At 68.6% G+C, this 26,640-nt stretch carries 26 protein-coding genes; 19 read left to right on the top strand and 7 right to left on the bottom strand.

The window, feature by feature from the left end; all coding sequences use genetic code 11:
- The first annotated feature begins 2 nt into the window (after positions 1–2).
- From JIM94_RS07915 to JIM94_RS07940, 6 genes are all read left to right on the top strand, one after another.
- Positions 3–983, top strand: a complete 981-nt coding sequence (locus JIM94_RS07915) for a F0F1 ATP synthase subunit gamma (protein ID WP_200251577.1) — start codon at positions 3–5, stop codon at positions 981–983.
- A 3-nt stretch (positions 984–986) separates the two neighbouring features.
- The gene (atpD, locus tag JIM94_RS07920) at positions 987–2,432 is read left to right on the top strand and encodes a F0F1 ATP synthase subunit beta (protein ID WP_198735648.1); all 1,446 of its coding nucleotides are present in this window, start codon (positions 987–989) and stop codon (positions 2,430–2,432) included.
- Between the two features lie 13 nt (positions 2,433–2,445).
- Positions 2,446–2,817, top strand: coding sequence for a F0F1 ATP synthase subunit epsilon (locus JIM94_RS07925; RefSeq protein ID WP_200251578.1), 372 nt, complete (start codon positions 2,446–2,448; stop codon positions 2,815–2,817).
- Positions 2,818–3,148: 331 nt separating this feature from the next.
- Positions 3,149–3,583: a DUF2550 family protein gene (locus tag JIM94_RS07930; protein ID WP_200251580.1), complete on the top strand. Its 435-nt coding sequence runs from the start codon at positions 3,149–3,151 to the stop codon at positions 3,581–3,583.
- Between the two features lie 47 nt (positions 3,584–3,630).
- Entirely contained in the window at positions 3,631–4,362 is a 732-nt protein-coding gene (nucS, locus tag JIM94_RS07935; protein ID WP_200251581.1) for an endonuclease NucS, read from the top strand.
- Positions 4,362–4,676, top strand: a complete 315-nt coding sequence (locus tag JIM94_RS07940) for a hypothetical protein (protein ID WP_248703004.1) — start codon at positions 4,362–4,364, stop codon at positions 4,674–4,676. The genes nucS and JIM94_RS07940 overlap by 1 nt, the downstream gene beginning before the upstream one ends.
- Here the strand turns inward: JIM94_RS07940 and mce are convergent.
- Positions 4,673–5,137, bottom strand: a complete 465-nt coding sequence (gene mce / locus JIM94_RS07945; RefSeq protein WP_200251592.1) for a methylmalonyl-CoA epimerase — start codon at positions 5,135–5,137, stop codon at positions 4,673–4,675. The two genes, JIM94_RS07940 and mce, sit on opposite strands and share 4 nt — an antisense overlap.
- An 80-nt stretch (positions 5,138–5,217) precedes the next feature.
- On the opposite strand from mce, the gene JIM94_RS07950 reads away from it, so the two are divergent.
- Both JIM94_RS07950 and JIM94_RS07955 read left to right on the top strand, forming a co-directional pair.
- A complete protein-coding gene (locus JIM94_RS07950) occupies positions 5,218–5,544 on the top strand; it encodes a thiamine-binding protein (RefSeq protein ID WP_200251595.1) in 327 nt (108 codons plus the stop codon).
- A complete protein-coding gene (locus JIM94_RS07955; RefSeq protein WP_200251598.1) occupies positions 5,541–6,467 on the top strand; it encodes a tetratricopeptide repeat protein in 927 nt (308 codons plus the stop codon). Before JIM94_RS07950 ends, JIM94_RS07955 begins: the two co-directional genes overlap by 4 nt.
- A gap of 87 nt (positions 6,468–6,554) precedes the next feature.
- Here JIM94_RS07955 and glgB read toward each other — a convergent pair whose 3' ends face one another.
- Complete coding sequence (glgB, locus tag JIM94_RS07960) at positions 6,555–8,756, bottom strand: 1,4-alpha-glucan branching protein GlgB (protein WP_200251600.1); 2,202 nt, start codon at positions 8,754–8,756, stop codon at positions 6,555–6,557.
- Between the two features lie 105 nt (positions 8,757–8,861).
- Positions 8,862–10,895, bottom strand: a complete 2,034-nt coding sequence (locus JIM94_RS07965) for a maltotransferase domain-containing protein (protein WP_200251603.1) — start codon at positions 10,893–10,895, stop codon at positions 8,862–8,864.
- 237 nt (positions 10,896–11,132) lie between these two features.
- On the opposite strand from JIM94_RS07965, the gene JIM94_RS07970 reads away from it, so the two are divergent.
- The 8 genes from JIM94_RS07970 (at position 11,133) to JIM94_RS08005 (ending at position 19,796) form a co-directional block, all read left to right on the top strand.
- Positions 11,133–11,990: an ABC transporter ATP-binding protein gene (locus JIM94_RS07970; RefSeq protein ID WP_200251607.1), complete on the top strand. Its 858-nt coding sequence runs from the start codon at positions 11,133–11,135 to the stop codon at positions 11,988–11,990.
- Positions 11,991–13,181, top strand: coding sequence for a class I SAM-dependent methyltransferase (locus tag JIM94_RS07975; protein ID WP_200251610.1), 1,191 nt, complete (start codon positions 11,991–11,993; stop codon positions 13,179–13,181).
- Positions 13,182–13,331: 150 nt separating this feature from the next.
- The gene (locus tag JIM94_RS07980; RefSeq protein WP_200251613.1) at positions 13,332–14,147 is read left to right on the top strand and encodes an electron transfer flavoprotein subunit beta/FixA family protein; all 816 of its coding nucleotides are present in this window, start codon (positions 13,332–13,334) and stop codon (positions 14,145–14,147) included.
- 47 nt (positions 14,148–14,194) lie between these two features.
- Positions 14,195–15,154, top strand: a complete 960-nt coding sequence (locus JIM94_RS07985; RefSeq protein WP_200251616.1) for an electron transfer flavoprotein subunit alpha/FixB family protein — start codon at positions 14,195–14,197, stop codon at positions 15,152–15,154.
- A gap of 3 nt (positions 15,155–15,157) precedes the next feature.
- The gene (locus JIM94_RS07990; protein WP_200251618.1) at positions 15,158–16,294 is read left to right on the top strand and encodes an aminotransferase class V-fold PLP-dependent enzyme; all 1,137 of its coding nucleotides are present in this window, start codon (positions 15,158–15,160) and stop codon (positions 16,292–16,294) included.
- 61 nt (positions 16,295–16,355) lie between these two features.
- Positions 16,356–17,549: a hypothetical protein gene (locus JIM94_RS07995; RefSeq protein WP_200251620.1), complete on the top strand. Its 1,194-nt coding sequence runs from the start codon at positions 16,356–16,358 to the stop codon at positions 17,547–17,549.
- 118 nt (positions 17,550–17,667) lie between these two features.
- Entirely contained in the window at positions 17,668–18,771 is a 1,104-nt protein-coding gene (gene mnmA, locus JIM94_RS08000) for a tRNA 2-thiouridine(34) synthase MnmA (RefSeq protein WP_200251623.1), read from the top strand.
- A complete protein-coding gene (locus JIM94_RS08005) occupies positions 18,768–19,796 on the top strand; it encodes a uroporphyrinogen decarboxylase/cobalamine-independent methonine synthase family protein (RefSeq protein ID WP_200251626.1) in 1,029 nt (342 codons plus the stop codon). Before mnmA ends, JIM94_RS08005 begins: the two co-directional genes overlap by 4 nt.
- Here the strand turns inward: JIM94_RS08005 and JIM94_RS08010 are convergent.
- Entirely contained in the window at positions 19,793–20,056 is a 264-nt protein-coding gene (locus tag JIM94_RS08010) for a LuxR C-terminal-related transcriptional regulator (protein WP_200251628.1), read from the bottom strand. The genes JIM94_RS08005 and JIM94_RS08010 overlap by 4 nt on opposite strands.
- 412 nt (positions 20,057–20,468) lie before the next feature.
- Between JIM94_RS08010 and JIM94_RS08015 the strand changes: the two genes are divergently transcribed.
- The gene (locus JIM94_RS08015) at positions 20,469–20,870 is read left to right on the top strand and encodes a hypothetical protein (RefSeq protein ID WP_200251636.1); all 402 of its coding nucleotides are present in this window, start codon (positions 20,469–20,471) and stop codon (positions 20,868–20,870) included.
- A 10-nt stretch (positions 20,871–20,880) separates the two neighbouring features.
- On the opposite strand, the gene JIM94_RS08020 is transcribed toward JIM94_RS08015, so the two are convergent.
- The gene (locus JIM94_RS08020) at positions 20,881–21,552 is read right to left on the bottom strand and encodes a 3'-5' exonuclease (RefSeq protein ID WP_200251638.1); all 672 of its coding nucleotides are present in this window, start codon (positions 21,550–21,552) and stop codon (positions 20,881–20,883) included.
- A gap of 99 nt (positions 21,553–21,651) precedes the next feature.
- Here JIM94_RS08020 and ligA point away from each other — a divergent pair, with 99 nt between their 5' ends.
- Positions 21,652–23,736: an NAD-dependent DNA ligase LigA gene (gene ligA, locus JIM94_RS08025; RefSeq protein ID WP_200252172.1), complete on the top strand. Its 2,085-nt coding sequence runs from the start codon at positions 21,652–21,654 to the stop codon at positions 23,734–23,736.
- Positions 23,737–23,756: 20 nt separating this feature from the next.
- On the opposite strand, the gene JIM94_RS08030 is transcribed toward ligA, so the two are convergent.
- Positions 23,757–24,416, bottom strand: a complete 660-nt coding sequence (locus JIM94_RS08030) for an ACT domain-containing protein (RefSeq protein WP_200251640.1) — start codon at positions 24,414–24,416, stop codon at positions 23,757–23,759.
- Between the two features lie 161 nt (positions 24,417–24,577).
- On the bottom strand, positions 24,578–25,531 hold the full coding sequence (locus JIM94_RS08035) for a threonine ammonia-lyase (protein ID WP_200251642.1): 954 nt from the start codon (positions 25,529–25,531) through the stop codon (positions 24,578–24,580).
- A gap of 81 nt (positions 25,532–25,612) precedes the next feature.
- On the opposite strand from JIM94_RS08035, the gene JIM94_RS08040 reads away from it, so the two are divergent.
- Entirely contained in the window at positions 25,613–26,533 is a 921-nt protein-coding gene (locus JIM94_RS08040) for a LysR family transcriptional regulator (RefSeq protein ID WP_200251644.1), read from the top strand.
- The last annotated feature ends 107 nt before the right edge of the window (positions 26,534–26,640 follow it).

Genomic DNA, 26,640 nt, shown 5'->3' on the forward strand with positions numbered 1-26,640 from the left:
TCATGGCCAATCTTCGAGAACTACGTTCCCGCATCAAGTCGGTGAACTCGACCAAGAAGATCACCAAGGCCCAGGAGCTCATCGCCACCTCGCGAATCACGAAGGCCCAGCAGCGGGTCGAGGCTTCGATGCCGTACGCCGAGGAGATCCACCGTGTGATCGAACGCCTCGCGTCCGCCACCGAACTCGACCACGCGATGCTCCGTGAACGTGAGAACGGACGTCGGGCCGCGATTCTCGTGGTGACCAGTGACCGTGGCATGTGCGGCGGCTACAACTACAACGTCTTCAAGAAAACCGCCGAACTGCGCGGCATGCTCGAGGACAAGGGCTACGAAGTGGTCCTGTACGTCTCCGGCAACAAGGGACTGAGCTACTACCGTTTCCGCGGCGAGGACATCGCCGGCGCGTGGACCGGGTTCTCCCAGGACCCGGGATACAAGGAGACCCACGGTATGCGCAGGCACCTGATCGACGGTTTCGTCGCAGGATCCACCGGTACCGCGAAGTGGCGTGAGGGACTGGCGACGCCGGAGGGTGAACCCATCCGGGGCTTCGACCAGTTGCACGTCGTGTACACCGAGTTCGAGTCCATGCTGACCCAGAACGCCCGGGCGCACCAGCTCCTTCCGATCGAGCCGATCATCGAGCTCGACCAGATCGAGACCGGGGAAGACATGCTCGCCTCGTCGTCCAACGATATCGAGGCGGACTACGACTTCGAGCCCAGTGCGGAGGAACTGCTCGACGCCCTGCTTCCGCAGTACGTGTCGCGTGGCCTCTACGCCATGCTCCTCGAAGCCGCGGCCAGTGAGTCCGCGTCCCGACGTACCGCGATGAAGTCTGCGACCGACAACGCCAACGAGCTGGTCAAGGACCTCTCGCGCGTGGCCAACCAGGCCCGTCAGGCACAGATCACCCAGGAAATCACAGAGATCGTCGGTGGCGCGGGAGCGCTCGCCGAAAGCGGAGAAAGTGACTAGATTATGACTACAGCTCTCCAGGAGCAGAACACACAGCAGGCGTCCACCGCCGGCCGTGTCGTGCGCGTCATCGGTCCGGTCGTCGACGTGGAATTCCCGCGCGGCGAGCTTCCGGCCCTGTACAACGCACTGACTGTCGAGATCAAGCTCGAGGCAGTCGCCAAGACCATCACGCTCGAGGTCGCCCAGTACCTGGGTGACAACCTCCTGCGCACCATCTCGATGGCTCCCACGGACGGTCTCGTCCGTGGCCAGGAGGTCACCGACCTCGGTCGTCCGATCTCCGTGCCCGTCGGCGACGTCGTCAAGGGCCACGTCTTCAACGCCCTCGGCGACTGCCTCGACGAGCCCGGCCTCGGCCGTGACGGCGAGCAGTGGGGCATCCACCGCGACCCGCCGCCCTTCGACCAGCTCGAGGGCAAGACCGAGATCCTCGAGACCGGCATCAAGGTCATCGACCTGCTGACCCCGTACGTCAAGGGCGGAAAGATCGGCCTGTTCGGCGGCGCCGGTGTCGGTAAGACCGTTCTCATCCAGGAGATGATCACCCGTATCGCGCGTGAGTTCTCCGGTACGTCCGTGTTCGCGGGTGTCGGTGAGCGTACCCGTGAGGGCACCGACCTCTTCCTCGAGATGGAGGAGATGGGGGTTCTCCAGGACACCGCACTCGTCTTCGGCCAGATGGACGAGCCGCCGGGAGTCCGCATGCGCGTCGCGCTGTCCGGTCTGACGATGGCGGAGTACTTCCGTGACGTCCAGCACCAGGACGTGCTGCTGTTCATCGACAACATCTTCCGTTTCACCCAGGCCGGTTCCGAGGTCTCGACCCTGCTGGGTCGTATGCCCTCCGCCGTGGGCTACCAGCCCACCCTGGCTGACGAGATGGGTGTGCTCCAGGAGCGCATCACCTCGACGAAGGGCCGCTCGATCACGTCCCTGCAGGCCGTCTACGTGCCCGCGGACGACTACACCGACCCGGCTCCGGCGACCACCTTCGCCCACCTCGACGCGACCACCGAGCTCGACCGCTCGATCGCCTCGAAGGGCATCTACCCGGCCGTGAACCCGCTGACCTCCACGTCACGGATCCTCGAGCCCGGTATCGTCGGTGAGCGCCACTACAACGTCGCGCAGCGCGTGATCAACATCCTGCAGAAGAACAAGGAACTCCAGGACATCATCGCCATCCTCGGTATGGACGAGCTGTCCGAGGAGGACAAGATCACCGTCCAGCGCGCCCGTCGTCTGGAACGCTTCCTCGGCCAGAACTTCTTCGTCGCGGAGAAGTTCACCGGTATCCCCGGTTCCTACGTGCCGCTGGAGGACACCATCGTGGCCTTCGAGCGCATCTGCCGGGGCGACTTCGACCACTACCCGGAGCAGGCGTTCAACGGCCTGGGCGGGCTGGACGACGTCGAGGCCGCGTACCAGAAGATGAACGAAAAGTAGAAGGGCGGGTCTCATGGCTGAAATCGCCGCTGAACTGGTCGCCGTGGAACGTAAGTTGTGGTCCGGCAACGCCACGATCGTCACGGCCCAGACCACCGAGGGTGAGATCGGCGTACTCGCCGGTCACGAGCCGATGCTCGGTCAGCTGATCGAGAACGGTGTCGTGACCATCCGCCCGGCCGAGGGGGACCGTCTGGTCGCCGCCGTCCAGGGTGGATTCATCTCCGTGTCCAAGGACAAGGTCACCATCCTCGCGGACCACGCCGAATGGGCGTCCGAGGTCGACACCGCCGCCGCGGAGGCCGCCCTCAACGAGGGCGACCGGGACTCCAGGGCACGCGCTGAAGCCGGACTGCGCGCCGTCCGACGGAGTCAGGAAGGCTGAGCCCGGGAGGCTCCGAGCCACCGGCTCATCTCCCCACGACGACGTGCCCCGGGAGGAACCACCACGGTTTCCTCTCGGGGCACGTCGTCGTCACGGGCATCGGCGATCCATTTTGCTGTCGTATCACCCAGACCACGGTGGCTGAGCCGGACGAAGCACCAATTCAGCCCCGCTCACCAGCAGTTTCGCGGAGTTGGGGACCCCCGTTGCAATAAGTTCGTTGATCAGACGTGCCAGGAGTAGGATCACAGAAAAGCGGTGCGCCGGGTGTCAGCGTCGCTGGCCTGAACCGACGACGCGCCGCCGTACCTTGATGATGAGGGAGTGATCGGTGGAGTTTCTCTGGTACGGACTGTCCACGTCATTGTGTGTGTTCGTCGTGCTCGCGGGCTGGCGCTTTCTGCGCGTACGGGCCACCGGATCCGGGATTCTCCTCAGACGCCTGCCCGCCGACGGTGCGCACGGCTGGCGGCACGGGGCGCTGCGCTACTCGGGGGACGGCATCGAGTTCTACAAGCTCAGGTCCGTCGCTCCGGCCCCGGATCTCCGTTTCCCGCGTACCGGTGCGGAGGTCACGGGTCGCAGGGAACCCGGTGCCGCGGAAACGGCCTTCATGCCGGCGGGCGTCCGGATCGTGGAACTGGCCGTCAGGGACCGGCGCTACGAACTCGCGCTCGACGCCCAGAGCGAGACCGCGCTGACCGCCTGGATCGAATCCGCGCCCAGCGCCCGGCAGGAACGGCGTTTCCGGCCGCTCGACCGCTAGACGGGTACCGTCCGGTCACCGGGGACGGACACGCTAGACTTCGTGGAATGCGACTTGTCATTGCCCGTTGTTCCGTTGATTACGTCGGACGGCTGGAGGCGCACCTCCCGTCCGCCGACAGGCTGCTGCTCGTCAAGGCCGACGGTTCCGTGTCGGTGCACGCCGACGACCGCGCCTACAAGCCCCTGAACTGGATGACGCCACCCTGCACCCTCCGCGAGGAGAACGTGGAGGTGGAGATCGAGGGCGGCACCGGTGGCGGTGGGGAGGTGGACCCCGAGGCTGACGCACCCCGCAACACCCTCTGGATCGTGGAGAACTCCAAGGGGGAGCAACTCCGGATCACCATCGAGAAGATCCATTCCGACGTCACCCATGAGTTCGGTCAGGATCCGGGGTTGATCAAGGACGGTGTCGAGGCGCATCTCCAGGAACTTCTCGCCGAACAGATCACCACTCTCGGTGACGGCTACACACTCGTCCGCAGGGAGTACCCCACCGCGATCGGACCGGTCGACATCCTGTGCCGTGACGCCGACGGGGCCGCCGTCGCCGTGGAGATCAAACGACGGGGGGAGATCGACGGCGTCGAGCAGCTGACACGATACCTCGACCTGTTGAACCGGGATGAGCTTCTCGCCCCGGTTCAGGGGGTCTTCGCCGCACAGCAGATCAAACCCCAGGCACGTACCCTGGCCGAGGACCGGGGGATCAGGTGTGTCGTCCTCGACTATCAGGCGCTCCGGGGCACGGAGTCAGCTGAACTCCGTCTGTTCTGATGCCGCGCCGCAACCGTTCCAGAGGCGGTCGCCGTTCCGGTGGGCGGCGGAGTGAACCGACGGTGGCCCCTCTGCCCCGCGACGGCGCGGTCTACTACGGCACCCAGGAGATGCCCGGACCGTCGTACACCGGTGGTGCCCCGCACCTCGTGCGGAGGATCGGGGCGGGACGCGCCACGAAGTTCTACGTGTGCCCCGGGTGCAACCAGAACATTCCTCCGGGCGTCGCCCACATCGTCGCATGGCCGAAAGACTTCGGACGGGGTGCCGATGACCGGAGGCACTGGCACCGTCACTGCTGGGACAGGCGCTAGTCCGCCGCGACGGGCTCCGTCAGTTCGAGCAGGACACCACCGGCGTCCCTGGGGTGCACGAAATTGATCCTGGCTCCACCGGTGCCGCGTTTCGGCTCCGGGTAGAGGAGACGGACCCCGAGACCCCGGAGATGTTCACACAGCGCGTCCATGTTGTCGGTGCGCAGACACATCTGCTGGAGCCCCGGCCCCTTCTTCTCCAGGAACGTCGCGATGGTCGAGTCTTCGTTCAGGGGCGCGAGCAGCTGGATCACCCCGGCCGTCGGGGCGGTGGCGTCGGTGTCGGCGGGGCCGACCATCGCCTCGACGACGCCCTGCTCCTCGTTCGTCTCCTGGTGGAGGTTCACCCAGCCGAAGGCACTCCGGTAGAACTCGACGGCCGCATCGAGATCGGGGACCGCGATGCCGACGTGGTCGAGGCAGGTGACGTATTCGTGGGGAATGTCGATGGAGTGGTTCATGCTCACTGATTTTACCCCGCCAACCGCGGGCGGGAGCGGGTTGAACGGAACGCCGAACGTCTTTCGGTAGTCTGTGTTGCATGATCGTCGCATTCTCAGTCGCCCCCACCGAGACCCCCGGTGCCAACGCCGAGATGGCCGACGCCGTCGCCGAGGCCGTCCGCGTCGTCCGCGCCTCCGGCCTGCCCAACGAGACCAACGCCATGTTCACCCTCATCGAGGGTGAGTGGGACGAAGTCATGGACGTGGTCAAGCGCGCCACCGAGGCCGTCGTCGCCGTCTCTCCGCGGGTCGGGCTGGTTCTCAAGGCCGACATCCGGCCCGGCTACACTGGGCAGCTGACCGCCAAGGTCGACGCCGTCAACCGGCGCCTGGCCGCAGCCGAGGAAAAGGAGAACGGACTATGACCACTCCCGAACGTTTCACCGCCGGAGCCGTGGATCTGGGCGAGATCAAGGCCCGGGCGGAAGCCCGGGCGCAGGCGCAGTCCCGGGGAGGGAACGCCGGGGGAGGGGTACCCACCTCCTTCACCGTCACCCGGTCGAACATCGAGTCCGAGGTCATTGAACGGTCCATGCAGGTCCCGGTCGTCCTGCTCATCGGCTCGGACGAGGTTGAGTCATCCCGTCAGCTCCGAAGCGATCTGACGGACCTCGCGGCCGCCGCCGGCCACGACTGGTTGTTCGGGTACGTCGACGCACAGTCAGCCCCCGAACTGGCGCAGATCTTCGGTGTGACGGCGCTGCCGACCGTGGTCGCTCTCGCCGGTGGACGACCACTCGCGGACTTCCAGGGCGGGCAGCCACAGTCCGCTTTGCAGGAGTGGACCGCGGCCGTGGTGGGGGCCTGCGCGGGGAAGCTCCAGGGACTGCCGCAGCAGGCCGATTCCGGGGAACCCGGGGATGAGGTTCCCGGGGATCCCCGCTTCGCCCCCGCCGAGGATGCCATGGCGGAGGGTGACTTCGATGCGGCCATCGCCGTCTACGACGGCATCCTCGCGAGGGAACCCGCCAACACCGACGCGAAGCTCGCCCGCGACAACGCCCGCCTCCTCAAGCGGCTGTCGGAGGCGGATCCCGCAGTGGACGCGGTCGCCGAGGCCGACGCAGATCCCACGGACGTCGACAAGGCTTTCGCCGCTGCGGACGCGGCGGTTGCGGCAGGGGACCCGGAGCCGGCCTTCAACCGGCTCATCACACTGCTCGCGTCGAGCCAGGGCGACCGGAGGGCCGCGGTGAAGGAGAGACTGCTGGAGCTCTTCGCCCTGTTCGCCACCGACGATCCCCGGGTGATCGCCGCGCGGGGCCGAATGGCCAGCGCCCTGTTCTGACCGGCCGGTCAACGAAACGGTGCCCCGTGCGACCCCTGTCATCAGGGGACCGCACGGGGCACCGCGTCATGTGGTGGAGCCGGTTGATCAGTCGCGGTGGCGGTACCACTGGGTCGACATCGCCGGGACGTGCAGGCGTACGGAGTGCGGCTGACCGTCCCACCCGTAGTCGTCGGCGTGCACGACACGCTGAAGATCATTGCCGGCACCGGCGTAGTCACCGGAATCGGTGTTGAGGACGAGTTCCCAGGCACCGCCGAGGGGCAGACCGAAGGTGTAGGACGGCTGACTGCCGCCCCCGAGATTGCTGACGCAGAGCAGTTTCTCCCCGCCCGCACCGTGACGGAGGAACGCGAGAATGTTGTTCTCCGCGTCGTCGGCCTTGACCCAGTCGAACCCGTCGCCGGTGAAGTCCCGGGTGTAGAGGGCCGGCTCGTCGACGTAGCGGTGATTCATGTCCCGCACGAGGTCACGGACACCGGTGTGGTACTCGCCCTCCCACCCGAAGAGATCGCCCCAGTCGAGGGAGCGGCTCTCGGACCACTCGGAGGTCTGTGCCCATTCGAGTCCCTGGAACAGCAGCTGCTTACCCGGGTGCGCCCACATGTAGGCGAGCAGCGTCCGGGCGCCGGCGGCCTTGTTCCAGGAATCACCGGGCATCCGCTCCCACAGGGAGCCCTTGCCGTGGACGACCTCGTCGTGGCTGATCGGCAGGATGAACTTCTCGGAGAAGGCGTACACCAGGGAGAACGTGATCTCGTTGTGGTGCCAGCTGCGGTTGATCGGGTCCTCCCCGAAGTAGCGCAGGGTGTCGTTCATCCAGCCCATGTTCCATTTCATGGAGAACCCGAGCCCGCCCTCGGTGGTGGGGGCGGTCACCCCCGGCCAGGAGGTCGACTCCTCGGCGATGGTCAGTGCACCCGGGTGGTGGCGGTGCACCGTCGCGTTCATCTCCTGGAGGAACTGCACGGCCTCGAGGTGTTCGCGTCCGCCGTGGACGTTCGGCAGCCACTCGCCCTCCTTACGGGAGTAGTCGAGGTAGAGCATCGAGGCGACGGCGTCGACCCGCAGGCCGTCGATGTGGAATTCCTCGAGCCAGTAGAGGGCGTTGGCCACCAGGAAGTTGCGGACCTCGGGGCGGCCGAAGTCGAAGACACAGGTGCCCCAGTCGAGTTGTTCACCGCGACGCCAGTCGGGGTGTTCGTAGAGCGGCTGGCCGTCGAATCGGGCGAGGGCCCATTCGTCCTTGGGGAAGTGGGCGGGGACCCAGTCGACGAGGACCCCGATGCCGCGGGCGTGGAAGGCGTCGACGAGTGCGCGGAACTCGTCCGCCGTACCCCAGCGTGAGGAGGGGGCGTAGTAGCCGGTGACCTGGTAGCCCCAGGAACCACCGAAGGGGTGCTCGGCGACGGGCATGAACTCGACGTGGGTGTAGCCCATGTCGGCGACGTAGTCGACGAGCTCATCGGCGAGTTCGGCGTAGGTCAGTCCGTACTTCCAGGACCCCAGATGAACCTCGTAGATGCTCATCGGGGAGGCGTTCCAGTCGGTGCGGTCACGGTGGGCCAGCCAGTCGGTGTCCCGCCACCGGTAGTCGGATTCGGCGACGATGGAACCGGTGGCGGGTGGCGCCTCGGTGAGGCGTGCCATCGGGTCGGCCTTGTCGAGGCGCGTGCCGTCGTGGGTGTGGATCGCGAACTTGTACACTTCGCCGGCGCACACCCCCGGGACGAAGACCTCCCACACCCCGGAGGACCCGAGGGCGCGCATCGGGGTCTGGGAGGGATTCCAGCCGTTGAAGTCGCCGATGACGGCGACGCCGGCCGCGTTCGGGGCCCACACCGCGAAGGACGTGCCGGTGACGGTGCCGAGGACGGTGTCGTAGCGGCGGACCCGCGCACCGAGGACCTCCCAGAGGCGTTCGTGGCGCCCTTCGTTGATCAGGTGTATGTCGGTCTCGCCGAGGGTGGGGAGGAAGCAGTAGCCGTCGGCCCTGGTCACCGTGGTTCCCCCGGGCCAGGTGATGATCAGTTCGTAGGCGACGGAGCTGGTGTCGGGGAGTGCGGCCACGTAGACGTCGTCGCCGACGGGTTGCATGTCGACGGGCTGGCGTCCCTCCACGTGCAGCTGGACCCGGTCGGCACCGATCTGGCGGGTCCGGACCACCGACCCCGACTCGGTGTGGTGCCAGCCGTAGATCCCGTGCGGGTCGTGGTGGCGGCAGGCGGCGAGGAGCCGCCAGTCGCCGTCGGCGATGAGGAGTCGTTCGGGGACGTTCGGGGAGTTCATGGTGGTGTCCTTCGTGGGGTTGACTGTGGCGCGGGTCTGCGTGTCGTCGCCCCGGGGCACGGCCGCCGTCGTCGTCGGTGCGGGGCGCGTGTCCCGGGGTTGGGGTTAAGCCCGGTAGCGGTCGATCCGGCGCCAGGCGAGTTGTTCCCGGCGCCCGGGGGTCACCGTCGGCAGGATGAGGATGTGCGCGACGTTGTTCCACGGTTCGAGACGGACGTAGTTGTGTTCGCCCCAGAGGTAGTCGGCGCCGCTGATCTCGTCGTGGACGTCGAACATCGCGCCCGGGTCCATGCCGAGCCGTTCGAGGTCCAGGTGGACCGTCGTCTCGACGGCGTTGTACGGGTCGAGGTTGACGACGACCAGCACCGTGTCACCGGTCGTCGGGTCCACCTTGGAGTAGGCGATCACCTGGTCCGAGTCGGTGGTGTGGAAATCGAGGACCCGCAGCTGCTGCAGGGCCGGGTGTTCGCGGCGGACCCGGTTGAGGGTCCCGAGGAACACGGAGAGGGAGTCGCCGCTGGCGTCGGCCGCGGCGTAGTCCCGGGGACGGAGCTCGAACTTCTCGCTGTCGAGGTACTCCTCGCTGCCGGGCTTGAGCGCCCGGTGCTCGTAGAGTTCGTATCCCGAGTACACGCCCCACAGCGGGGACATGGTCGATGCGAGTACGGCGCGCAGCGCGAACATTCCGCGTCCGCCGTACTGCAGGGACGCGTGCAGGATGTCCGGCGTGTTGACGAAGAGATTGGGGCGGCAGACGTCCGCCATCCGGGAGATTTCCCGACCGAACTCGGTGAGCTCGTGTTTGGTGGTCTGCCAGGTGAAGTAGGTGTACGACTGGCTGAATCCGGCTTTGGCGAGACCGTACAGGCGGGGGCGACGGGTGAAGGCCTCCGCGAGGAAGATGACGTCCGGGTGTTTCTCGTGGACGGTGCCGATGAGCCACTCCCAGAAGTTCGCGGGCTTGGTGTGCGGGTTGTCCACACGGAACGTGGTGATGCCGTGGTCCACCCAGAACAACACGACACGGAGAATCTCGTTGTAGAGTCCCTCGGGGTCATTGTCGAAGTTGAGGGGGTAGATGTCCTGGTACTTCTTCGGCGGGTTCTCGGCGTAGGCGATCGTGCCGTCGGGCAGCACGGTGAACCACTCGGGGTGTTCGGCGGCCCAGGGGTGGTCGGGTGCGCACTGGAGGGCGAGATCGAGTGCGATCTCGAGCCCGAGTTCACCCGCGCGGGACACGAGCGCGTCGAAGTCATCGATGGTTCCCAGTGCGGGGTGCACCGCGTCGTGGCCTCCGGCGGTGGACCCGATCGCCCACGGTGAACCGACGTCCTCCGGCCCGGGGGTCAGGGTGTTGTTGCGTCCCTTGCGGTTGATCTCACCGATCGGATGGATGGGCGGGAAATAGACGGTGTCGAAGCCCATGGCGGCGACGCGGTCCAGTTCGGCGGTCGCGGTGGCGAAGGTGCCGTGCACCGGGCGGCCGTCCGTGTCGACGCCACCGGTCGAACGGGGGAAGAACTCGTACCAGGAACTGAACAGCGCTCTGGGCCGCTCCACCCTGATCTTGCGGGGAATGCCCCGGGTGAGCAGTTCCCGTACCGGGTGCTCGTCGAGCAGTGCGACGATGTCGGCGGTGAACGCCGGGGCGACCGCCTCCGCGGGGCCGAGATCCTCCCGGCGGAGACTCTCCGCCACGGACGCCACCTCGGGGCGGTGTTTCTTCGGCACCCCCTCGGCCGCACGCAGGAAGAGCCGGGCACCGGTCTCGAGATCGTTGGCGAGTTCCGCCCGGGTCTGCCCGGCGTCGATCTTGGAGGTCACGGCATGACGCCACGTGGCGACCGGGTCCGACCAGACATCGATGCGGAACGTCCACAGGCCCGGGGCATCCGGGATGACGACCCCGTTGACCTGGTCCTCGTCATGCGGGCTGCGGCGCATGGGAATCTTGACGGTGCGCCGGAACGCGGGGGAGTCCTCCGGCCCACGGACATTGAGGGTGGCGGAGAGTGCGTCGTGTCCCTCGCGCCACGCCAGGCCCGAGATCGGCACCACCTCACCCACCACAGCCTTCGTGGGGTGGCGTCCCCCGGAGATCACGGGGCGGACATCATCTAGGCCAAGGCGATTCGTCACTGTTTCCTCATTCGTGTTTCCGGTCGGTCCTGTCCGGTGCTGGACGGTGGCGTCCCCTGATCCGGGAACGGCACCCGTACAGCCCCCACTCTAACGGAGGAAACCCCGGCACACCGGGCTCCCGGCCACCGAATCCCGGTCGTTCACCGGGAAAGGGGGCCACGGTCGCCCCGACACCGGGAAGGGCACGGGGCGGATCGGCCGCCACCGCCGTGGCAGTCACCACCGCGGCGGTCGATGGGTCATGATGGAGGGGTGACTGTGAATGAGACCGAAACCGACCCGGACCTCCTCATCGACTTCCGCGACGTGTCCTTCGTCCGTGACGGGGCGACGCTCGTCGGCGGCGTCAACTGGCAGGTCGAACTGGATGAACGGTGGGTCATCATCGGCCCCAACGGCGCCGGTAAGACCACCCTCATCCGCATGGCCGCCGCAGAGGAGTACCCCTCCGGTGGTACGGCGTTCATCATGGGTGAACGGATCGGGCGCACCGACATGCGCGATCTGCGGGCCATGATCGGGGTGTCCTCCGCGGCTCTCGGCAGCCGTATCCCCGCGAACGAGGAGGTCGGGGACCTCGTGGTCTCCGCCGGCTACGCCATCCTCGGTCGGTGGCGGGAGGAATACGACGAAACCGACCTCGATCAGGCGCGGGACATCCTCGAACAGGTCGGTGCCTACCACCTCCAGGGGCGGACCTGGGGAACCCTCTCCGAAGGGGAGCGCAAGCGTGTCCTCATCGCCCGCGCGCTCATGACGAACCCCGAACTCCTGCTCCTGGACGAGCCCGGGGCCGGGTTGGACCTCGGTGGTCGGGAGGATCTCGTCGGCCACCTGGGCCGGCTGGCCCTCGACCCCGACGCACCCGCCATCGTCATGATCACCCACCACGTCGAGGAGATCCCCGACGGCTTCACCCACGCCATGCTCCTCGACGAAGGGTCCGTCGTGGCCCAGGGCCTCATCGACGACGTGCTGACGAGCGAGAATCTCACCCGCGCCTTCCACCAGCCCATCCGGATCGACCGGATCGACGGCCGCTACTTCGCCCGGCGGGCACCCCGCGCCGGGCGGGGGAGCCACCGCAGGTAGATGGCGTACACACGAGGGGAGGTCGATTTCCTCCGGGACCACCGCGCGGAGATCGCCGGGGCGACCGCGGGACTCGCACTGACCCGGACCAGTCTCATCGCCGACACACAGGCACTGCGGAAACAGTTCGGTGACCACGCACGGGCCGTCTCCGAACTCGCCGCCGCACGCCGGGCGAGCGTCGGCAAGCTCCCGTCGGACTGGCTCATGTGCGGGGATTCGGCACAACAGGCGACCGCACCCGCCGTCGCCGAGGTCCGTGCGCACCGCATCGCCTCACACCTCGGCACCGGCGCACACGTCCACGACGTGACCTGCTCCATCGGTACCGAACTCCCGGTACTCGCCGACGCCGGGCTCACCGTCACCGGCTCCGACCTCGACCCCGTCCGGGCGCGGATGGCGCGCATCAACACCGGAGCGGCGGTGGCGGTCGCCGACGCTCTCACGCCACCCCTGAGACCCGGCGCCGTCGATGTCGTCGTCGCGGATCCCGCGCGTCGTGCCGGAGGGCGCCGCATCACCCGTCCCGACCGGCTGCTCCCGCCGCTACCGGATCTCATCGGTGCGCACGAAGGTACGCCCGTCGCCGTGAAATGTGCTCCGGGCCTGGACTTCAGCGACTGGGAGGGGCCGGTCAGTCTCGTCAGCGTCGACGGCGGTGTCAAGGAGGCCTGTCTCTACTCGCCGGAACTCGGTGCCGGCGAACGACGAGAAGCGGTGATGATCTCCACCACCGGTCGCGGTGGCCCCCGGATCGACCGGATCACGGACCGGGACGGCGGCGGCGCGGGGGAGGAGAGCATCGCCGGGCCACCCGGCCGCTACATCATCGATCCCGACGGGGCCGTGGTCCGGGCGGGACTGGTCCGGCACTACGCGCTCCGCGAGGGGCTCTGGATGCTCGATGACCGGATCGCGCACCTCACCGGGGACCGTGTCCCGGTCGGGACAACAGGATTTCGATTCATCGAAAAGGTGCCGCTGAAGAAGCTGAAGGCAGCTCTCCGGAAACACGGGTGCGGGTCTCTGGAGATACTCGTACGGGGTGTCGACATCGACCCGGACAGACTCCGCCGTGACCTCAAACAGGCCGGTGAACGGCCGATGACCGTGGTCGTCACCCGGATCGGTTCCGCCGGCGTCGCCCTGGTCTGCGGACCCCGCACCGATGGTGTTGACCGCAGCTGACACAGTGTTCGCCCGGTGGCGACGGAGGTGCCGCGGAAGGCTAGACTGGCGGCCAGCCTGGAGTCCGTGATGCCCCCGCCACCACCGGAGGGGTGACCCACGGGCGACCATGAGTCCGTCACAGCCGCCAACAAGGAAGGCCCACACCGCATGCCCACGATCGTGGTACTGGTCAAGCACGTCCCCGACACCTGGTCACAGAAGAAACTGTCCGGGGACTTCACCCTCGACCGCGACAACGTCGACGAGGTCATCGACGAGATCAACGAGTACGCCGTCGAACAGGCCCTGAAGATCCGTGAAACCGACGCCGAGGCCGGCTGGCGGGTCGTCGCCCTCACCGCGGGTACCGGTCGGGCGGAGGAGGCGCTGCGCAAGGCTCTCGCCATGGGGGTGGATGACGCGGTGCTGCTGTCCGACGAGGGGATCGCGGGCTCGGACCTGCCCGGGACCGCCTGGTCGCTCACCTGCGGAATCGACGCCGCGATGTCCGCCCTCGGACTGGACGAACTCAAGCTGATCGTCACCGGCAACCGTTCCTCCGACGGACTGATGGGGGGCATGGCGGGCATCCTCTCCGAGTACCGCACCATCCCGGCGCTCACCCACCTGCGCAGCGCCACGGTCAACGCCGCCGAGGGGACCGTCACCGGTGTCCGGGAGACCCCGAAGGGCGAGTTCGAGCTCGCCGCCGCGCTGCCGGCGGTCATCTCCGTCACCGATCAGGCGGACCGACCGAGGTTCCCCAACTTCAAGGGCATCATGGCCGCGAAGAAGGCTCAGATCACCCGCCTGTCCCTGGCGGACACCGCAGCCTCCCCGGAACAGGTGGGGGGCTCCCACGCGGCGACCGCCGTCACCGCCGCCACCGAACGTCCCGAGCGCGGGCAGGGCGAGATCATCCGCGACAACGGCCGGGCCGCCGTCGCCATCGCCGACTTCCTCGAGTCCCGCAACCTCATCTAGTCGCACGCCGCCACGCAGATCCACGCAACCCAGGAGTAGAACCCGCAATGTCCCACGCATACGTACTGGTCGAGCACACCGACGGCGTGCTCGATGAAGTCACCGCAGAACTCATCACCGCAGCCCGGGCGTTCGGCGCCGTGAGTGCCGTCGTCGTCGGTGCCCCGGGAACCTCGGCGCCACTCGCCGAGGCGCTGGCCGCCGCCGGAGCCGATCAGATCGTCGCCGCCGAGGGGGCGGATGTCGGTGAGCGTCTCGTCCTGCCCGCGGTCGACGCTCTGTCCATCCTCGCCTCCTCGAACCCCGCCCCCGTCCTCGTCCCCTCGTCACCCGCCGGTGACGAGATCGCCGCCCGCCTCGCCGTACGCCTGGGTTCCGGGGTCCTGTGCGACGTCGTCGGGGTGAACGCCGACCGCACCGCACAGCAGTCCATCTTCGGTGACACGATCTCCGTCACCGCCGCAGTCGGCGGCGAATGCCCCGTCTACGCCGTGCGTGCCGGAGCCGTCGACGCGGAACCGCGTCCCGGTGCTGGTGAACTCGTGAGCCTCGAACTCCCCGGGGCGGGGGAGAAGGACGTCCGTGTCACCGGATTCACCCCCGCCGAACGTGGCGAGCGGCCCGCCCTCGCCCAGGCGAAGATCGTCGTCGCAGGTGGTCGTGGCGTCGGATCCGCCGAGGGCTTCACCGACATCGTCGAACCCCTCGCCGACGCGTTCGGCGGAGCCGTCGGTGCCACGCGTGACGCCATCGACCACGACTGGTACGGCGGCCAGTACCAGATCGGCCAGACGGGTGTGTCCGTCTCCCCGGACCTCTACATCGGCCTCGGTATCTCCGGTGCGATCCAGCACAAGGCCGGCATGCAGACATCGAAGACCATCGTCGTCGTCAACAACGACGAGGACGCACCCCTGTTCGAGATCGCCGATCTCGGCGTCGTCGGCGACCTGTTCACGATCGCCCCGGCACTCACCGAGGAGATCGCGCGCCGCAGGAGGGGCTGATCCGTGCCGGAATCCCCGCACTACCTCGACCACGCGGCGACCGCACCGATCCGCCGGTGCGCCGTCGACGCCTGGGCGGACACCGCCCGGCTGCTCAACCCCGGTGGACAGTACGCCTCCGGGCGTCTCGCGCGGGCGGCCCTCGAGGAAGCGAGGGAACAGATCGCCGCAGCGCTCGGCTGTGAACCGGTGGAGGTCATCTTCACCGGTTCCGGCACGGAGAGCTGCAACATCGCCGTGCAGGGACTCTGGCGCGCCGGTGGTCGGGGGCGGATCATCTCCACCCCGATCGAGCACCCCGCCGTCGCCGAGACCGTCACCGCCCTGGCCGCCGCCGGTGCGGAAATCGACCTGCTCCCCGTCGGCGCCGACGGCGTGACCGTCCCGGGCCCCGTCCTCGACGCCAGGGCCTCCCTGGTCACCTGCATGTGGGCGAACAACGAAACCGGCGCGATCCAGCCCGTGGCCGGGATCTGCGCCCGTGCAGCGACCGCCGGGACCCCGGTGCACGTGGACGCGACCCAGGTCGTCGGCCATCTGCCCGTGGACTTCGTCGCGCTCGGAGCGACCACCCTCGCCGCCGGTGCCCACAAGTTCGGTGGCCCCCGGGGCGTGGGGCTGCTCATCGCGAAACGTTCACCCGCCCCCACTCCCGTCCTGTTCGGCGGGGGCCAGGAACGCGGCATCCGGCCGGGAACCGCGAACGTCGCCGGGGCGGTCGCGACGGCCGCAGCCCTCACCGAGGCGGTCGCCGAGATACCGGGGTCCACCCCCCGGATCACCGACCTGCGTGACCGACTGCAGGCCGGGATCCTCGACCGTGTCGATGACGTCCTGGTGCACGGTGCGGACGCACACCGCCTGCCCGGACACCTCCATCTCTCGTTCCCCGGTGCGGAGGGCGACAGTCTCATCATGCTGCTCGACAACGCCGGAATAGCGTGTTCCACCGGTTCCGCCTGTTCCGCCGGGGTCAACCGGGCGAGCGACGTGCTGCTGGCGATGGGCGTCAGTGAGCATGACGCCCGTGGTGCCGTCCGTTTCACGCTCGGCCCGACGACCACGGACGCCGACGTCGACCGGGTGCTGGAGGTCATCACCGACGTCGTCTCCCGGGCGCGGATCGCCGGAATGGCGTGAGTGGCGCCGGCCGTGGTTGTAGCATGGTCCCGTTCAACACCCCGACGAACGGAGACCACCAGTGTCAGTCCCGAGCAGCAGACGAAACCTCCTCCGACTCCTCACGACAGCCACCCTGCCACTGGCATTCGTGGCTGCGTGCTCCACGGGAGACGTCGACACCGGTGCATCCCGGACGGACACCACGACGGTGGACACCTCCGCAGCTGCACCCGGTGACGGATCCGGGGAACCGGGTGCGGATGATTCCCGGCTGATCCTGGTCACCGGGACGGGGAACTCGACCGAGACCGGGGTCGTCGGCCCCGACGGAACCGTCACCACCCTGGCCTCCGCCCCGGGGTCCGTCCGGCCCGCGGTCGTCAGGCTGGCCGACGGTTCGGTCGCGGTCGGAGACTCCTCCGGGGTCACGGTCTTCGGTCCCGACCTCCGCGACACGGCACACGCCGAGGGGGACGCCACGGGTTTCATCACACACGCGGTCAGCTCCCCGGACGGCCGCGGCGCCACCTTCGCCTACGCGGTCGGTGACGGTGAACACCCGGACCGGCACCTCATCGTCGATGTCACCGTCGACGGGGAGACCTCCAGCACGTTCTCGAACTCGGTTCCGGTCGGGCTGACGAGGTGCGACGACGGACACGTCTCCTGGTTGGAGGCCAAATCACCCGCCGCCAGTTTCGACGGTGGCGAACTGGGGGTCGACGTCGCGGTGTCGAGGATCAACGCCTCGGCGTCGACGGGTCCGGAAGCGGACGTCCTGCCCGCCGGCCCGGCACCGGTGTGGGGGCACGCCGGGTGCGGAGACACGGTCAGCTGGGTCGCCGGTGACGGCACCGCCGTGACCGTCGAAGGCGGTGAGGCGAGCCGGACGACCATCGACACCCCCAGGCCCGCGGCAGAGGGCCCGGACGTCAACGTCGGGGAGGGCACCACCTCCGACGGGGCGGTCTACGGCATCAGCGGGGACGGGCTCGTCGAGAGCTACACCTTCACCCCGGAGCCCGGGTTCCACACCGCGACCGCCGGCTTCACCGGTATCGCCGGTGCGACGGTCACCGGTGGTGGTGTGACCCGACCCGTCGGCGTGGCGTGGTCGGACGGGGTGTCCGCCGGTGCCCCCGTGACGGCGACGATGTTCGATCCGACGGACCCGGAATGCGCCGTGGAACTCGGTACGGTCGTGCTCCCCGGGGACACCACCGTGCTCGCCGCGACGGTCCAGGGGACGGTGGAACCGTCCTGCGGTCGGTGAGTCTCACCCGGTTGGGATGATCCCCCCACCGCCCGCTACCCTGGGGCACGGTTCGCCACGCGGGGAGCGTGGCCGAGGGCCGTGAACGGAAACCGGGAAGCACTGGAGGACTGTGACGATGCGAGTACTTGCGGCGATGAGCGGCGGCGTCGATTCCGCCGTCGCCGCGGCGCGGGCGAAGGCCGCCGGGCACGACGTCACCGGAGTTCACCTCGCCCTGTCCCGGGATCCGCAGACCGTCCGAGAGTCCGCCCGCGGCTGCTGCTCGCTGGAGGACTCCGCCGACGCCCGGCGCGTCTGTGACGCACTCGGCATCCCCTTCTACGTCTGGGACTTCTCCGAGCGGTTCCGCGCCGAGGTCATCGACGACTTCATCGACTCCTACGCACACGGTGAGACCCCGAACCCCTGCCTCCGGTGCAACGAGAAGATCAAGTTCACCGCCCTGCTGGAACGTGGTGTCGCGCTCGGTTTCGATGCGGTGGCGACGGGGCACTACGCCAGACTGACCCAACCGTGCGACGGCGGGGACGGTTATCTGCGGCGGGCGGTCGACCCGAACAAGGACCAGTCCTACGTCCTCGGTGTCCTCGGGGCCGGGGAGATCAGCCGCTGCATGTTCCCGGTGGGGGACACCGTCAAACCGGAGATCCGGGCCGAGGCCGCCGAGATGGGGTTCGCGGTGGCGAAGAAGCCTGACTCCTACGACATCTGCTTCATCCCCGACGGTGACACACAGGCCTTCCTCGGACGCCACATCGGACTGCGGCCGGGCATGGTCGTGGACGAGACCGGGCGGGAACTCCGTGACCATGAGGGGGTCCACGGGTTCACGATCGGTCAGCGTAAGGGACTCAAGCTCGGTGAACCCGCGGCGGACGGCCGCCCGAGATACGTCACCGACATCGATGCCGCGACCGGGACCGTGACGGTCGGCCCCCGGGAGAAGCTCGCGGTCTCGGTGATCCACGCCGACCGGCTGAAGGTCCTGCACCCCGGCATGACCGGGGAATTCGACTGCGAGGTGCAGGTGCGGGCACACGGTGGGGTCGTGCCCTGTCGTGCCCGCGTCGATGTCGCGGGCGACGGCATGGAACTCACGCTGCGTACCCCGCTGTCCGGTGTGGCGCGCGGGCAGGCGGCCGTGCTCTACCTCCCGGACCCCGGTGGGGACATCGTCATCGGCTCGGGCACGATCTGCCGGACGGAGTCGGCCGGATGACCGGCGGTCGGGGGTTCGGACTCGGTCCCATGCCCGGTACGGACATCGCCGCGGCGGCCGAGATCGTGATGGGGGAGACCGGGGATTTCCCGGCGTTCCCCGAGCTGCCGTGCCGTGGGGTCGGCGCCGACGCGATCGGTCGGACCGGGGCACTCCTCGAGGGGCTGAACATCGAGCCGGGGCCGCGCGGCTGGCGACTGTGCGCCCGACCCCAGCTGCTCACACGACGTGCCGTGGACGGTATCGAGTCCGATCTGGACGTGTGCGGTGAGATGTGGTCCGGGCGGGGGACGGGGGAACTGAAGATCCAGGTCGCGGGTCCGTGGACACTGGCTGCGGCCATCGAGCTGCCCGACGGACACCGGGCGATCACGGACCGGGGTGCGCTGCGGGACATCTCCGGGGCGCTGCTCCACGGTGTTCTCGGTCATGTCGCGGACATCCGTGGGCGGTTCGGTTCGGAGGTCGCGGTGCAGGTGGATGAACCACTGATCGGTGCGGTGTGCGGGGGCGACCTCCCGGGAACCTCGGACTACGAGATCATCCGTCCCGTCCCGGCCCCCGAGGCCGGGGAACGTCTGCGTGAATTGGCCGATTCACTGCGGGACTCCGGTGTGCGGGAGGTACTGCTCAATCTCACCGCCTCGCCGCCACCGTGGGACGTGGCGGGGGTCTGCGGTGCGGACACCGTCCTCGTCGACACCGGCCACATCGTCGGGCGCGCGCAGCTGGACGGTCTCGGGGCCGCCGTGTCGGAGGGCACCAGGGTGGGGCTCGGTGCGGTCCCGGTCGACCCGGCCGCGCTCCCTGCTTCCGCGGACCTGAACGAGCGCTCGCGGGACACCGCCGTCGATCTGGCCCGGCTCTGGGATGAACTGGGGCTTCCGCGAAATCTGTTGACCACCGTGGTTGACGTCCATCCCCGGGCGGGCCTGTCCCGGGTGCCGGGTGCCGTGGCGGCGCGGGCACTGGCGATGTCGAGGACCGTGTCCTCGATGCTGAACCGGGACGCCGGGGACCTCTAGGCGGTGACGTCCAGGAACCCGTCCTCGGACATCCGGGCCCTCATCGCCGGTTTCGTCCGTGCATCCCTGCCCAACGCGTGATACTTGTTCCGCACGTTGGTGATGTGGCTGCGGACGGTGTCCTCGCGGATGGTGAGGATGTCAGCCGCGACCGCCTTCGACCGCGACGTGAACCAGACCCGGGCGACCTCGATCTCCCTCCCAGTCAGCCGGGGTACCGGGGAAGCGGTCTCGCGGGTGTCGCCTAGCATCTGGGTCATGGTCTCTTCCCCGTCGTGCGGGACGTCGAACGGTGGCGGTCAGGTGTCCCCTGACTGCTCTTTTCCGACGTCGGTGGATGGATGGGTCTGGTCGGTGCACCGGGGATCCGGAGGTTTCCGTCGATCCCCCCTTGATCGTGGCACCCGGGGAAGCCGGAGCCAACCCATAATTTTGTGGGGGATGGGGGTGGCCGCGTGTCCCGGAACGGTGGGAGCGGAACGGGATCACCGGTGGCGGTGTCGACGCCGACCGTCACTCTCCGCCGGTGTCCGTGCGGGACGCCCCGGCCTCATCCCCGCCACACGCCGGCGCCGGGGCGGTACGGAGAGATGCCGGGGGCACCCCCTAGACTGGAGGCATCCGTCACCCCGGCCGTCCGGGGTGAACCGACGCACCACACGAAGGACGAACATGAGAGCTTTCCGTCGTATCCCCGTGATCGCGGTGGCCGCTGTCGTGGGGTTCACCGCCACCACCGGTACCGCCGCAGCAGACACCGCGCCCGCCCACGGCCTGCGTAGCGCCGATGACGCCGTGATGCAGCTCAGGGGAACGGACTGCGCCCAGATGCGGGCCGACGCGATGTTCACCGGGTGGGTCACCACCGACCTGCTCCGGCGTGGGACGTACGACATGTTCTCCCGCATGTTCCGCTATCCGGAGGCGGACGCCCGCAGGATCTCCGACGCCGCCGTGGACCGTGCCCGTGACTGTGGCGCGGTCATCGACGCCGGACCCGCCGTCGGGTCAACCGACGCCGGTGCGCTGCTGGCGGGGGTGTGGGACACCCTCCACATCGGGACGCGTCTCTGACGGGCGGGGATCAGCCCCGCATCGGCCAGGAGGTACTGATGTCCGAGGCGTCCCGTCCGCGTCCCTCGAAGTAGCGGCGGAGACTGGTCTGGGAGGTGTGGTGCCAGACGGCCTGGTTCTCCATCAGCTCATCCGAGTCCATCGACACCAGTTCCGGCCACTTCCGTGCCTGCATCCAGGCGACGCGTGCCGCCGCCACCGCATCGGACGTGGCCTCGTGCGCGTTGTCCAGCCGGACCTTGTAGTGCTCACACAGGGAACCGAGCGTTCGGCGGCCCTTCCGGTAGGGGTCCTTCGCCCGGTCGATCACGTACGGGTCGAACACCGGACCGGTGACGGTGAAGTCACCGGTGAGGGTGCGCAGCACCGTCAGATCGTAGGCGGCGTTGAAGACGATCAGGGTCAGACCCTCCGCCCAGCCCCTGCGGATACGTTCGACGGTCTCCGCGAGAACCTCGTCGTGCGGACGCCCGTGCTCCCGGGCGTATTCCGTGGTGATCCCGTGGATCTCCGAGGCCTGCGCCGGGATCTCCACCCCGGGGTCGGCCAGCAGCTCGACGGGATCGACGTTCCCGCCCTTGATGTGCACCATCGCGGAGGTGACGATGCGGGCCTCGACGGGGTTCGCCGATGTGGTCTCCAGATCGAAGGACAGCATCGCGGAGGGATCGAAGTTCGTCATGCCACAACCCTAGACAAGACACCGTCAGCGCGTGACCGATGGGGCGGCGGGGAGTTCCGACGGGCCGTTAGACTGGCAGCCGTGACTCAGAGCGACAGCATTGCCGAAGAACGGTCCGGCTCCACGGCGGACGGTGACGACACCGAGCTCCGGAGACGGTGGTCCGAACTCGCGGAGAAGGTCCGCCACCACCGGGACCTCTACTACAACGACCGGCCCTCCATTCCCGACGCGGACTTCGACGCCCTCTTCCGGGAGTTGCAGCGGCTCGAGGCCGAGCACCCCGGACTCGCCGTGCCGGACAGTCCCACGATGGAGGTCGGGGCACCGGTACCTGAGACATCCAGCTTCGCCAACGTCGAGCACCCGGAGCGGATGCTGAGCCTCGACAACGTCTTCGACACCGGGGAACTCGATGACTGGCTGACCCGGACACCCGCAACCAGGTACCTCACCGAGCTCAAGATCGACGGACTCTCCATCGATCTCGTCTACCGGCGGGGGCGCCTGGAGCGGGCCGCGACCCGGGGCGACGGCCGGATCGGCGAGGACATCACCGCCAACGCCCGGGTCATCGACGACATCCCGCACGAACTCACCGGAACCCCCGGCTACCCTGTCCCGGATCTCCTGGAGGTGCGGGGTGAGGTGTTCATCGCCATCGGGGACTTCGCCGAGGTGAACGCCCGCCGGATCGCCGAAGGCGGTAAGCCCTTCGCCAATCCCCGCAACGCCGCGGCGGGTTCCCTGCGGCAGAAGAACACCGATGACGTCCGTAAACGCCGGCTGCGGATGATCTGCCACGGTATCGGGGCGGTGGAGGGGTTCACCCCACGGTCGCAGCACGACGCCTATCTCGCGCTCGCGGACTGGGGTCTGCCGGTCTCGCCCTACACGACGGCCGTCGGGTCCGTGGCCGAGGTCCACGAGCGGGTCCGGTACTGGGCGGAACACCGCCACGACGCCACCCACGAGATGGACGGCGTGGTCATCAAGGTCGATGATCTCGCCGCGCAGCGCGCCCTCGGATCCACCTCACGTGCGCCCCGCTGGGCGATCGCCTACAAGTACCCTCCGGAGGAGGTCACGACCCGACTGGTCGACATCCAGGTCGGTGTCGGACGCACCGGGCGGGTCACGCCCTTCGCCGTGATGGAACCCGTCTTCGTCGCCGGGTCCACGGTCTCCATGGCGACCCTCCACAACCAGACGGAGGTACGCCGCAAGGGGGTGCTGATCGGTGACACCGTGGTCATCCGGAAGGCCGGGGAGGTCATCCCCGAGGTCCTCGGCCCGGTCGTCGAGAAACGCGACGGAACCGAGCGCACCTTCGTGTTCCCCACACTCTGCCCCGAATGCGGGACCCGGCTCGCCCCGACCCGCGCCGAGGACGCCGACTGGCGCTGTCCCAACGCCCGCAGCTGCCCGGGCCAGCTGTCCGCCCGGCTGACGTATCTCGCAGGCCGGGGGGCGTTCGACATCGAGGCACTCGGGGAGAAAGGGGCGATCGATCTCATCCGCAGCGGGATCCTCACCGACGAGGCCGGTATCTTCGCGCTCACCGAGGGATCACTGGCGCGATCGTCGGTCTACACCACGAAGACTGGGAAGGTGAACGCCCAGGGGAAGAAACTGCTCAACAATCTGCGGGAGGCCGCGGAAAGGGTCGAGCTGTGGCGCGTACTGGTGGCCCTGTCCATCCGGCACGTCGGACCGACGGCCGCGCGGGCACTCGCAGGCCGGTTCCGTTCGCTCGACGCCATGCGCGCGGCGGATGTCACCGCACTCGCCGAAACCGAGGGCGTGGGTGAGGTCATCGCCCGGAGTTTCCTCGGATGGTTCGAGGTCGACTGGCACCGTGCCATCGTGGACGCCTGGGCGGCCGCCGGGGTCACCATGGAGGACTCCACGGACGATCTTCCGGAGCAGACGCTGGAGGGGGTGACCGTCGTCGTCACGGGTTCACTCGAGAACCACACGCGGGACAGTGCGAAGGAGGCCATCATCTCCAGGGGAGGAAAGGCCTCCGGTTCGGTGTCGAAGAAGACCGATTTCGTGGTCGTCGGGGAGAACGCCGGGTCGAAGGAGACGAAAGCCAGGGAACTGGGCCTGAGGATCCTCGATGAAGCCGGATTCGACAGGCTCCTGGAGGGCGGCCCGCAGGCGGTCTCCACCGGCGACTGAGCCCTTGGGGGCGCGTCCCCCTATTTCAGGATCGAACCGATGATGTCCCCCAGGTGCCCCAGGTGCTCGACCTCGCTGGCGAGGAAATCGGGGCCGCCGGGACGCCCGACGACCAGCGCCAGGTTCGTACCCCGGATCGGGGTCGCGGCCAGAGCCGAATCCAGCAGGGTCCAGGACTCGGGGATCCAGGTGTCCCGGTCGGGGTCGAGGATCCGGGCGGCACCGATGTCGGCCACGGGATTCGATCCGTCGTCCTCCGGTGCCGCCTGGGACGCGGCGATCCGGTCCAGTCGCGGTTCCGTCTCCACCACGACACCCCAGCCTGACGTCATCGTCCGGGGAAGGACGGTGACCAGTTCCGTCATCGCGCGGTTGACGTTCCTGCGGTGCCGGGCCACCAGAGCGAGCATCTCGATCTGGCCGCGTCGGTCGACCGTCCCGGAGAACGGTCGGATCGAGTCGACCTGGACCCCCTCGACCTGCTCGGCGGCACTGATCAACGAGTCCGGGAGCAGCGTCGGGGGGAGGGAGACGACGATGTCGTCCATCGCGGTTCCGTCCGGGAACGTGGACACCACATCGACGGACTGGATGTTCCCCTCCACCAGGCCGAGTGCCTCCGCCAGTTGGCCGAGACTTCCCGGGATGTCGGGCAGGATCACGCGGAGGAGGTAGGACATCGTCGGCAGGTGACCTTTCGCGGGTTGTCGTCGTTCTCCCCGGTGGGGGAGGGTGCCGCCGGGAGGAATCGGGGGACACCGGCACGGTGCCGGTGGTCCGGTGCGGCGGGCACCGGTTCACCCGGACAACGCCCGAGGGGCCCCCGAAGTTCCCGTGCGTGTCAGCGGACGAGTGACGCCAGCTCATCAGGGTCGGCGTTTCCCCCGGTCACCGGCACCGCACAGCGTCGGGAAACGAGTTTTCCGGCCCGTTGGTCGGCGAGCAGTCCGGCGAGGGCCGCAGCTCCCGCCCCCTCCGCCAGCGTGTGGGCCGTCGTGGCCAGCAGTGCCCGGGCCTCGTCGATCCCGCTGTCGTCGACGAGGATGAAGTCATCCAGACCGCGCATGATCTCCTGCGTGTCCCGGAAACTGGACCCGGTGGCCAGTCCCGCCGCCCGCGTCGCCGGGGTGACGGTCGCCGGTTCACCGGTGGACCACGCCCGGTGTGCGGCCGGAGCCTGGGCCGACTGCACACCGACGATCCGGCACCCCGGTGCGAGGGCGTCGCGGACGGTGAGCGCCCCGCAGGCACCGGTGCCACTGCCGACCGGAACGTAGATCACCTCCAGATCCGGGTGCCGCCGCAGCAGCTCCAGGTAGATGCCGCCGTGTCCCGCGATGATGTCGGGGTGGTCCGGGCTGATGAACGTCCTGTCGGGGTGGTCGTCACGGGCGTGGGCGAGGGAATCCGACATCGTCGCACCGTGTCGGATGACCCGTGCACCCCAGGCGCCGATCGCCGCGACCTTCGTCTCCGGGGTGGACTCGGGGACGACGATGAGCGCGTCGACACCGTGTCGGGCGGCGCTCCACGCGATCGACTGCGCGTGGTTTCCCGTCGACGCGGTGACGACCCCCCGGGGAGACAGGGTCCCCTTCTCCGCCTGTGCGGCGAAGTAGGAGATCCCCCCGCGTATCTTGAAGGCGCCGGTCGGCTGCGTGTTCTCGTGTTTGACCACGACCGTCACCGCCCCTCCGCAGGCTGCGTCGAGGGTGGGGTAGCTGAACGCCGGGGTCTCGGGGAGGAGGTCCGTGTAGTGCCGGTGTGCCGTGAGGATGTCGTCGAAGTGGAGCATGGTTCCAGTGTCGGCGGAAGTGAATCATGTGTCCAAACGATTGTTTACCTGATAAGCATCGACAAGATCTATATTGGGGTGATGATCGATGTCGGGAGACTCCGGGTGCTCGTCGCCTTCGCCGAACACGGGACACTGACCCGCGCGGCGAAGGCCCTCTGGATGAGCCAACCCACGGCCACCCACCATCTGCACCGTCTGGCGGCGGAGACGGGCTCCACCCTGGTGACCCGCCGGGGACGTACCCTCGTGCTCACCGCCGAAGGGGAGGAGCTGGCGCGCCGGGGGCGGGGTGTACTGGCGGAACTCGACCGTCTGGACCGGGACCTCGCGGCGATGAACCGGATGGAGAGCGGCACCGTCCGTCTGGCGTCCTTCCCCTCCGCGACGGCGACCCTGATCCCCGGTGTGCTCACCCGGTTGGCGGAGCGGTTCCCGGGTCTTCTCCTCGGGGTCACCGCGGCCGAACCCCCGGCCGCCGCGACGGCACTCGCCGAGGGCACCGCCGATCTCGCGCTCACCTTCACCTACTGTGCCGGCCCCGCCGAACCCGGTACCGTCCTGTTCCGGGAGAACCTCAACCTCGTCCTGCCCGCCGGTGACCCGCTGCCTGCGGCGCTACCCGCCGGGACGACGTCGATCCTTCCCGCGGACCTCGCGGAGTTCGCCGACCGGCGGTGGCACACCGGGTGCCCGAGCTGCCGGGTCCACCTGATGGGGCTCTGCGAGGAGATCGGGTTCACCCCGGAAACCGGGTACTCCAGTGACGACTACGTCGCGGTCCAGGCCCTCGTCGCGGCCGGACACGGAGTCGCGCTGCTCCCGGACCTGGCTCTCGCCGCACACCGGGACCCGGGTGTCTCGGTGCTCCGCCTCAGGGGGCGGGAGCGGGACGTCCGGCTCGTCAGCAGGGGACGGGAGCCGCTCGCTCCGGCCGTCGATGTCGTCGTCCGGACAATCCGTGAACTCGCCTCGTCGTGGGACACCGCCCCCGGAAGATGACGTCCGGGGACGGCGGCACCGGTACCGGCCGGGGTCGACCGTGGCCGACGGTGGTGCGTTCCCCGCCCCCGGGTGCCTGACCGGCGGGCGTCACCGTGCGGTGCGTT

Source organism: Corynebacterium pygosceleis (assembly GCF_016595275.2).
In the GTDB taxonomy this organism is placed as follows: domain Bacteria; phylum Actinomycetota; class Actinomycetes; order Mycobacteriales; family Mycobacteriaceae; genus Corynebacterium; species Corynebacterium pygosceleis.

What these genes read in the sequence shown, in the direction of transcription:
- JIM94_RS07950 (WP_200251595.1), top strand. Translation starts at nt 5,218, where the DNA reads ATGATCGTCGCATTCTCAGTCGCCCCCACCGAGACCCCCGGTGCCAAC.
- JIM94_RS08010 (WP_200251628.1), bottom strand. Translation starts at nt 20,056, where the DNA reads ATGACCCAGATGCTAGGCGACACCCGCGAGACCGCTTCCCCGGTACCC.
- mce (WP_200251592.1), bottom strand. Translation starts at nt 5,137, where the DNA reads ATGAACCACTCCATCGACATTCCCCACGAATACGTCACCTGCCTCGAC.
- JIM94_RS07955 (WP_200251598.1), top strand. Translation starts at nt 5,541, where the DNA reads ATGACCACTCCCGAACGTTTCACCGCCGGAGCCGTGGATCTGGGCGAG.
- JIM94_RS07985 (WP_200251616.1), top strand. Translation starts at nt 14,195, where the DNA reads ATGTCCCACGCATACGTACTGGTCGAGCACACCGACGGCGTGCTCGAT.
- mnmA (WP_200251623.1), top strand. Translation starts at nt 17,668, where the DNA reads ATGCGAGTACTTGCGGCGATGAGCGGCGGCGTCGATTCCGCCGTCGCC.
- JIM94_RS08005 (WP_200251626.1), top strand. Translation starts at nt 18,768, where the DNA reads ATGACCGGCGGTCGGGGGTTCGGACTCGGTCCCATGCCCGGTACGGAC.
- JIM94_RS07915 (WP_200251577.1), top strand. Translation starts at nt 3, where the DNA reads ATGGCCAATCTTCGAGAACTACGTTCCCGCATCAAGTCGGTGAACTCG.
- atpD (WP_198735648.1), top strand. Translation starts at nt 987, where the DNA reads ATGACTACAGCTCTCCAGGAGCAGAACACACAGCAGGCGTCCACCGCC.
- JIM94_RS08015 (WP_200251636.1), top strand. Translation starts at nt 20,469, where the DNA reads ATGAGAGCTTTCCGTCGTATCCCCGTGATCGCGGTGGCCGCTGTCGTG.
- glgB (WP_200251600.1), bottom strand. Translation starts at nt 8,756, where the DNA reads ATGAACTCCCCGAACGTCCCCGAACGACTCCTCATCGCCGACGGCGAC.
- JIM94_RS07980 (WP_200251613.1), top strand. Translation starts at nt 13,332, where the DNA reads ATGCCCACGATCGTGGTACTGGTCAAGCACGTCCCCGACACCTGGTCA.
- JIM94_RS07925 (WP_200251578.1), top strand. Translation starts at nt 2,446, where the DNA reads ATGGCTGAAATCGCCGCTGAACTGGTCGCCGTGGAACGTAAGTTGTGG.
- JIM94_RS07940 (WP_248703004.1), top strand. Translation starts at nt 4,362, where the DNA reads ATGCCGCGCCGCAACCGTTCCAGAGGCGGTCGCCGTTCCGGTGGGCGG.
- JIM94_RS07975 (WP_200251610.1), top strand. Translation starts at nt 11,991, where the DNA reads ATGGCGTACACACGAGGGGAGGTCGATTTCCTCCGGGACCACCGCGCG.
- nucS (WP_200251581.1), top strand. Translation starts at nt 3,631, where the DNA reads ATGCGACTTGTCATTGCCCGTTGTTCCGTTGATTACGTCGGACGGCTG.
- JIM94_RS08020 (WP_200251638.1), bottom strand. Translation starts at nt 21,552, where the DNA reads ATGACGAACTTCGATCCCTCCGCGATGCTGTCCTTCGATCTGGAGACC.
- JIM94_RS08035 (WP_200251642.1), bottom strand. Translation starts at nt 25,531, where the DNA reads ATGCTCCACTTCGACGACATCCTCACGGCACACCGGCACTACACGGAC.
- JIM94_RS08030 (WP_200251640.1), bottom strand. Translation starts at nt 24,416, where the DNA reads ATGTCCTACCTCCTCCGCGTGATCCTGCCCGACATCCCGGGAAGTCTC.
- JIM94_RS07970 (WP_200251607.1), top strand. Translation starts at nt 11,133, where the DNA reads ATGGGTCATGATGGAGGGGTGACTGTGAATGAGACCGAAACCGACCCG.
- JIM94_RS08040 (WP_200251644.1), top strand. Translation starts at nt 25,613, where the DNA reads ATGATCGATGTCGGGAGACTCCGGGTGCTCGTCGCCTTCGCCGAACAC.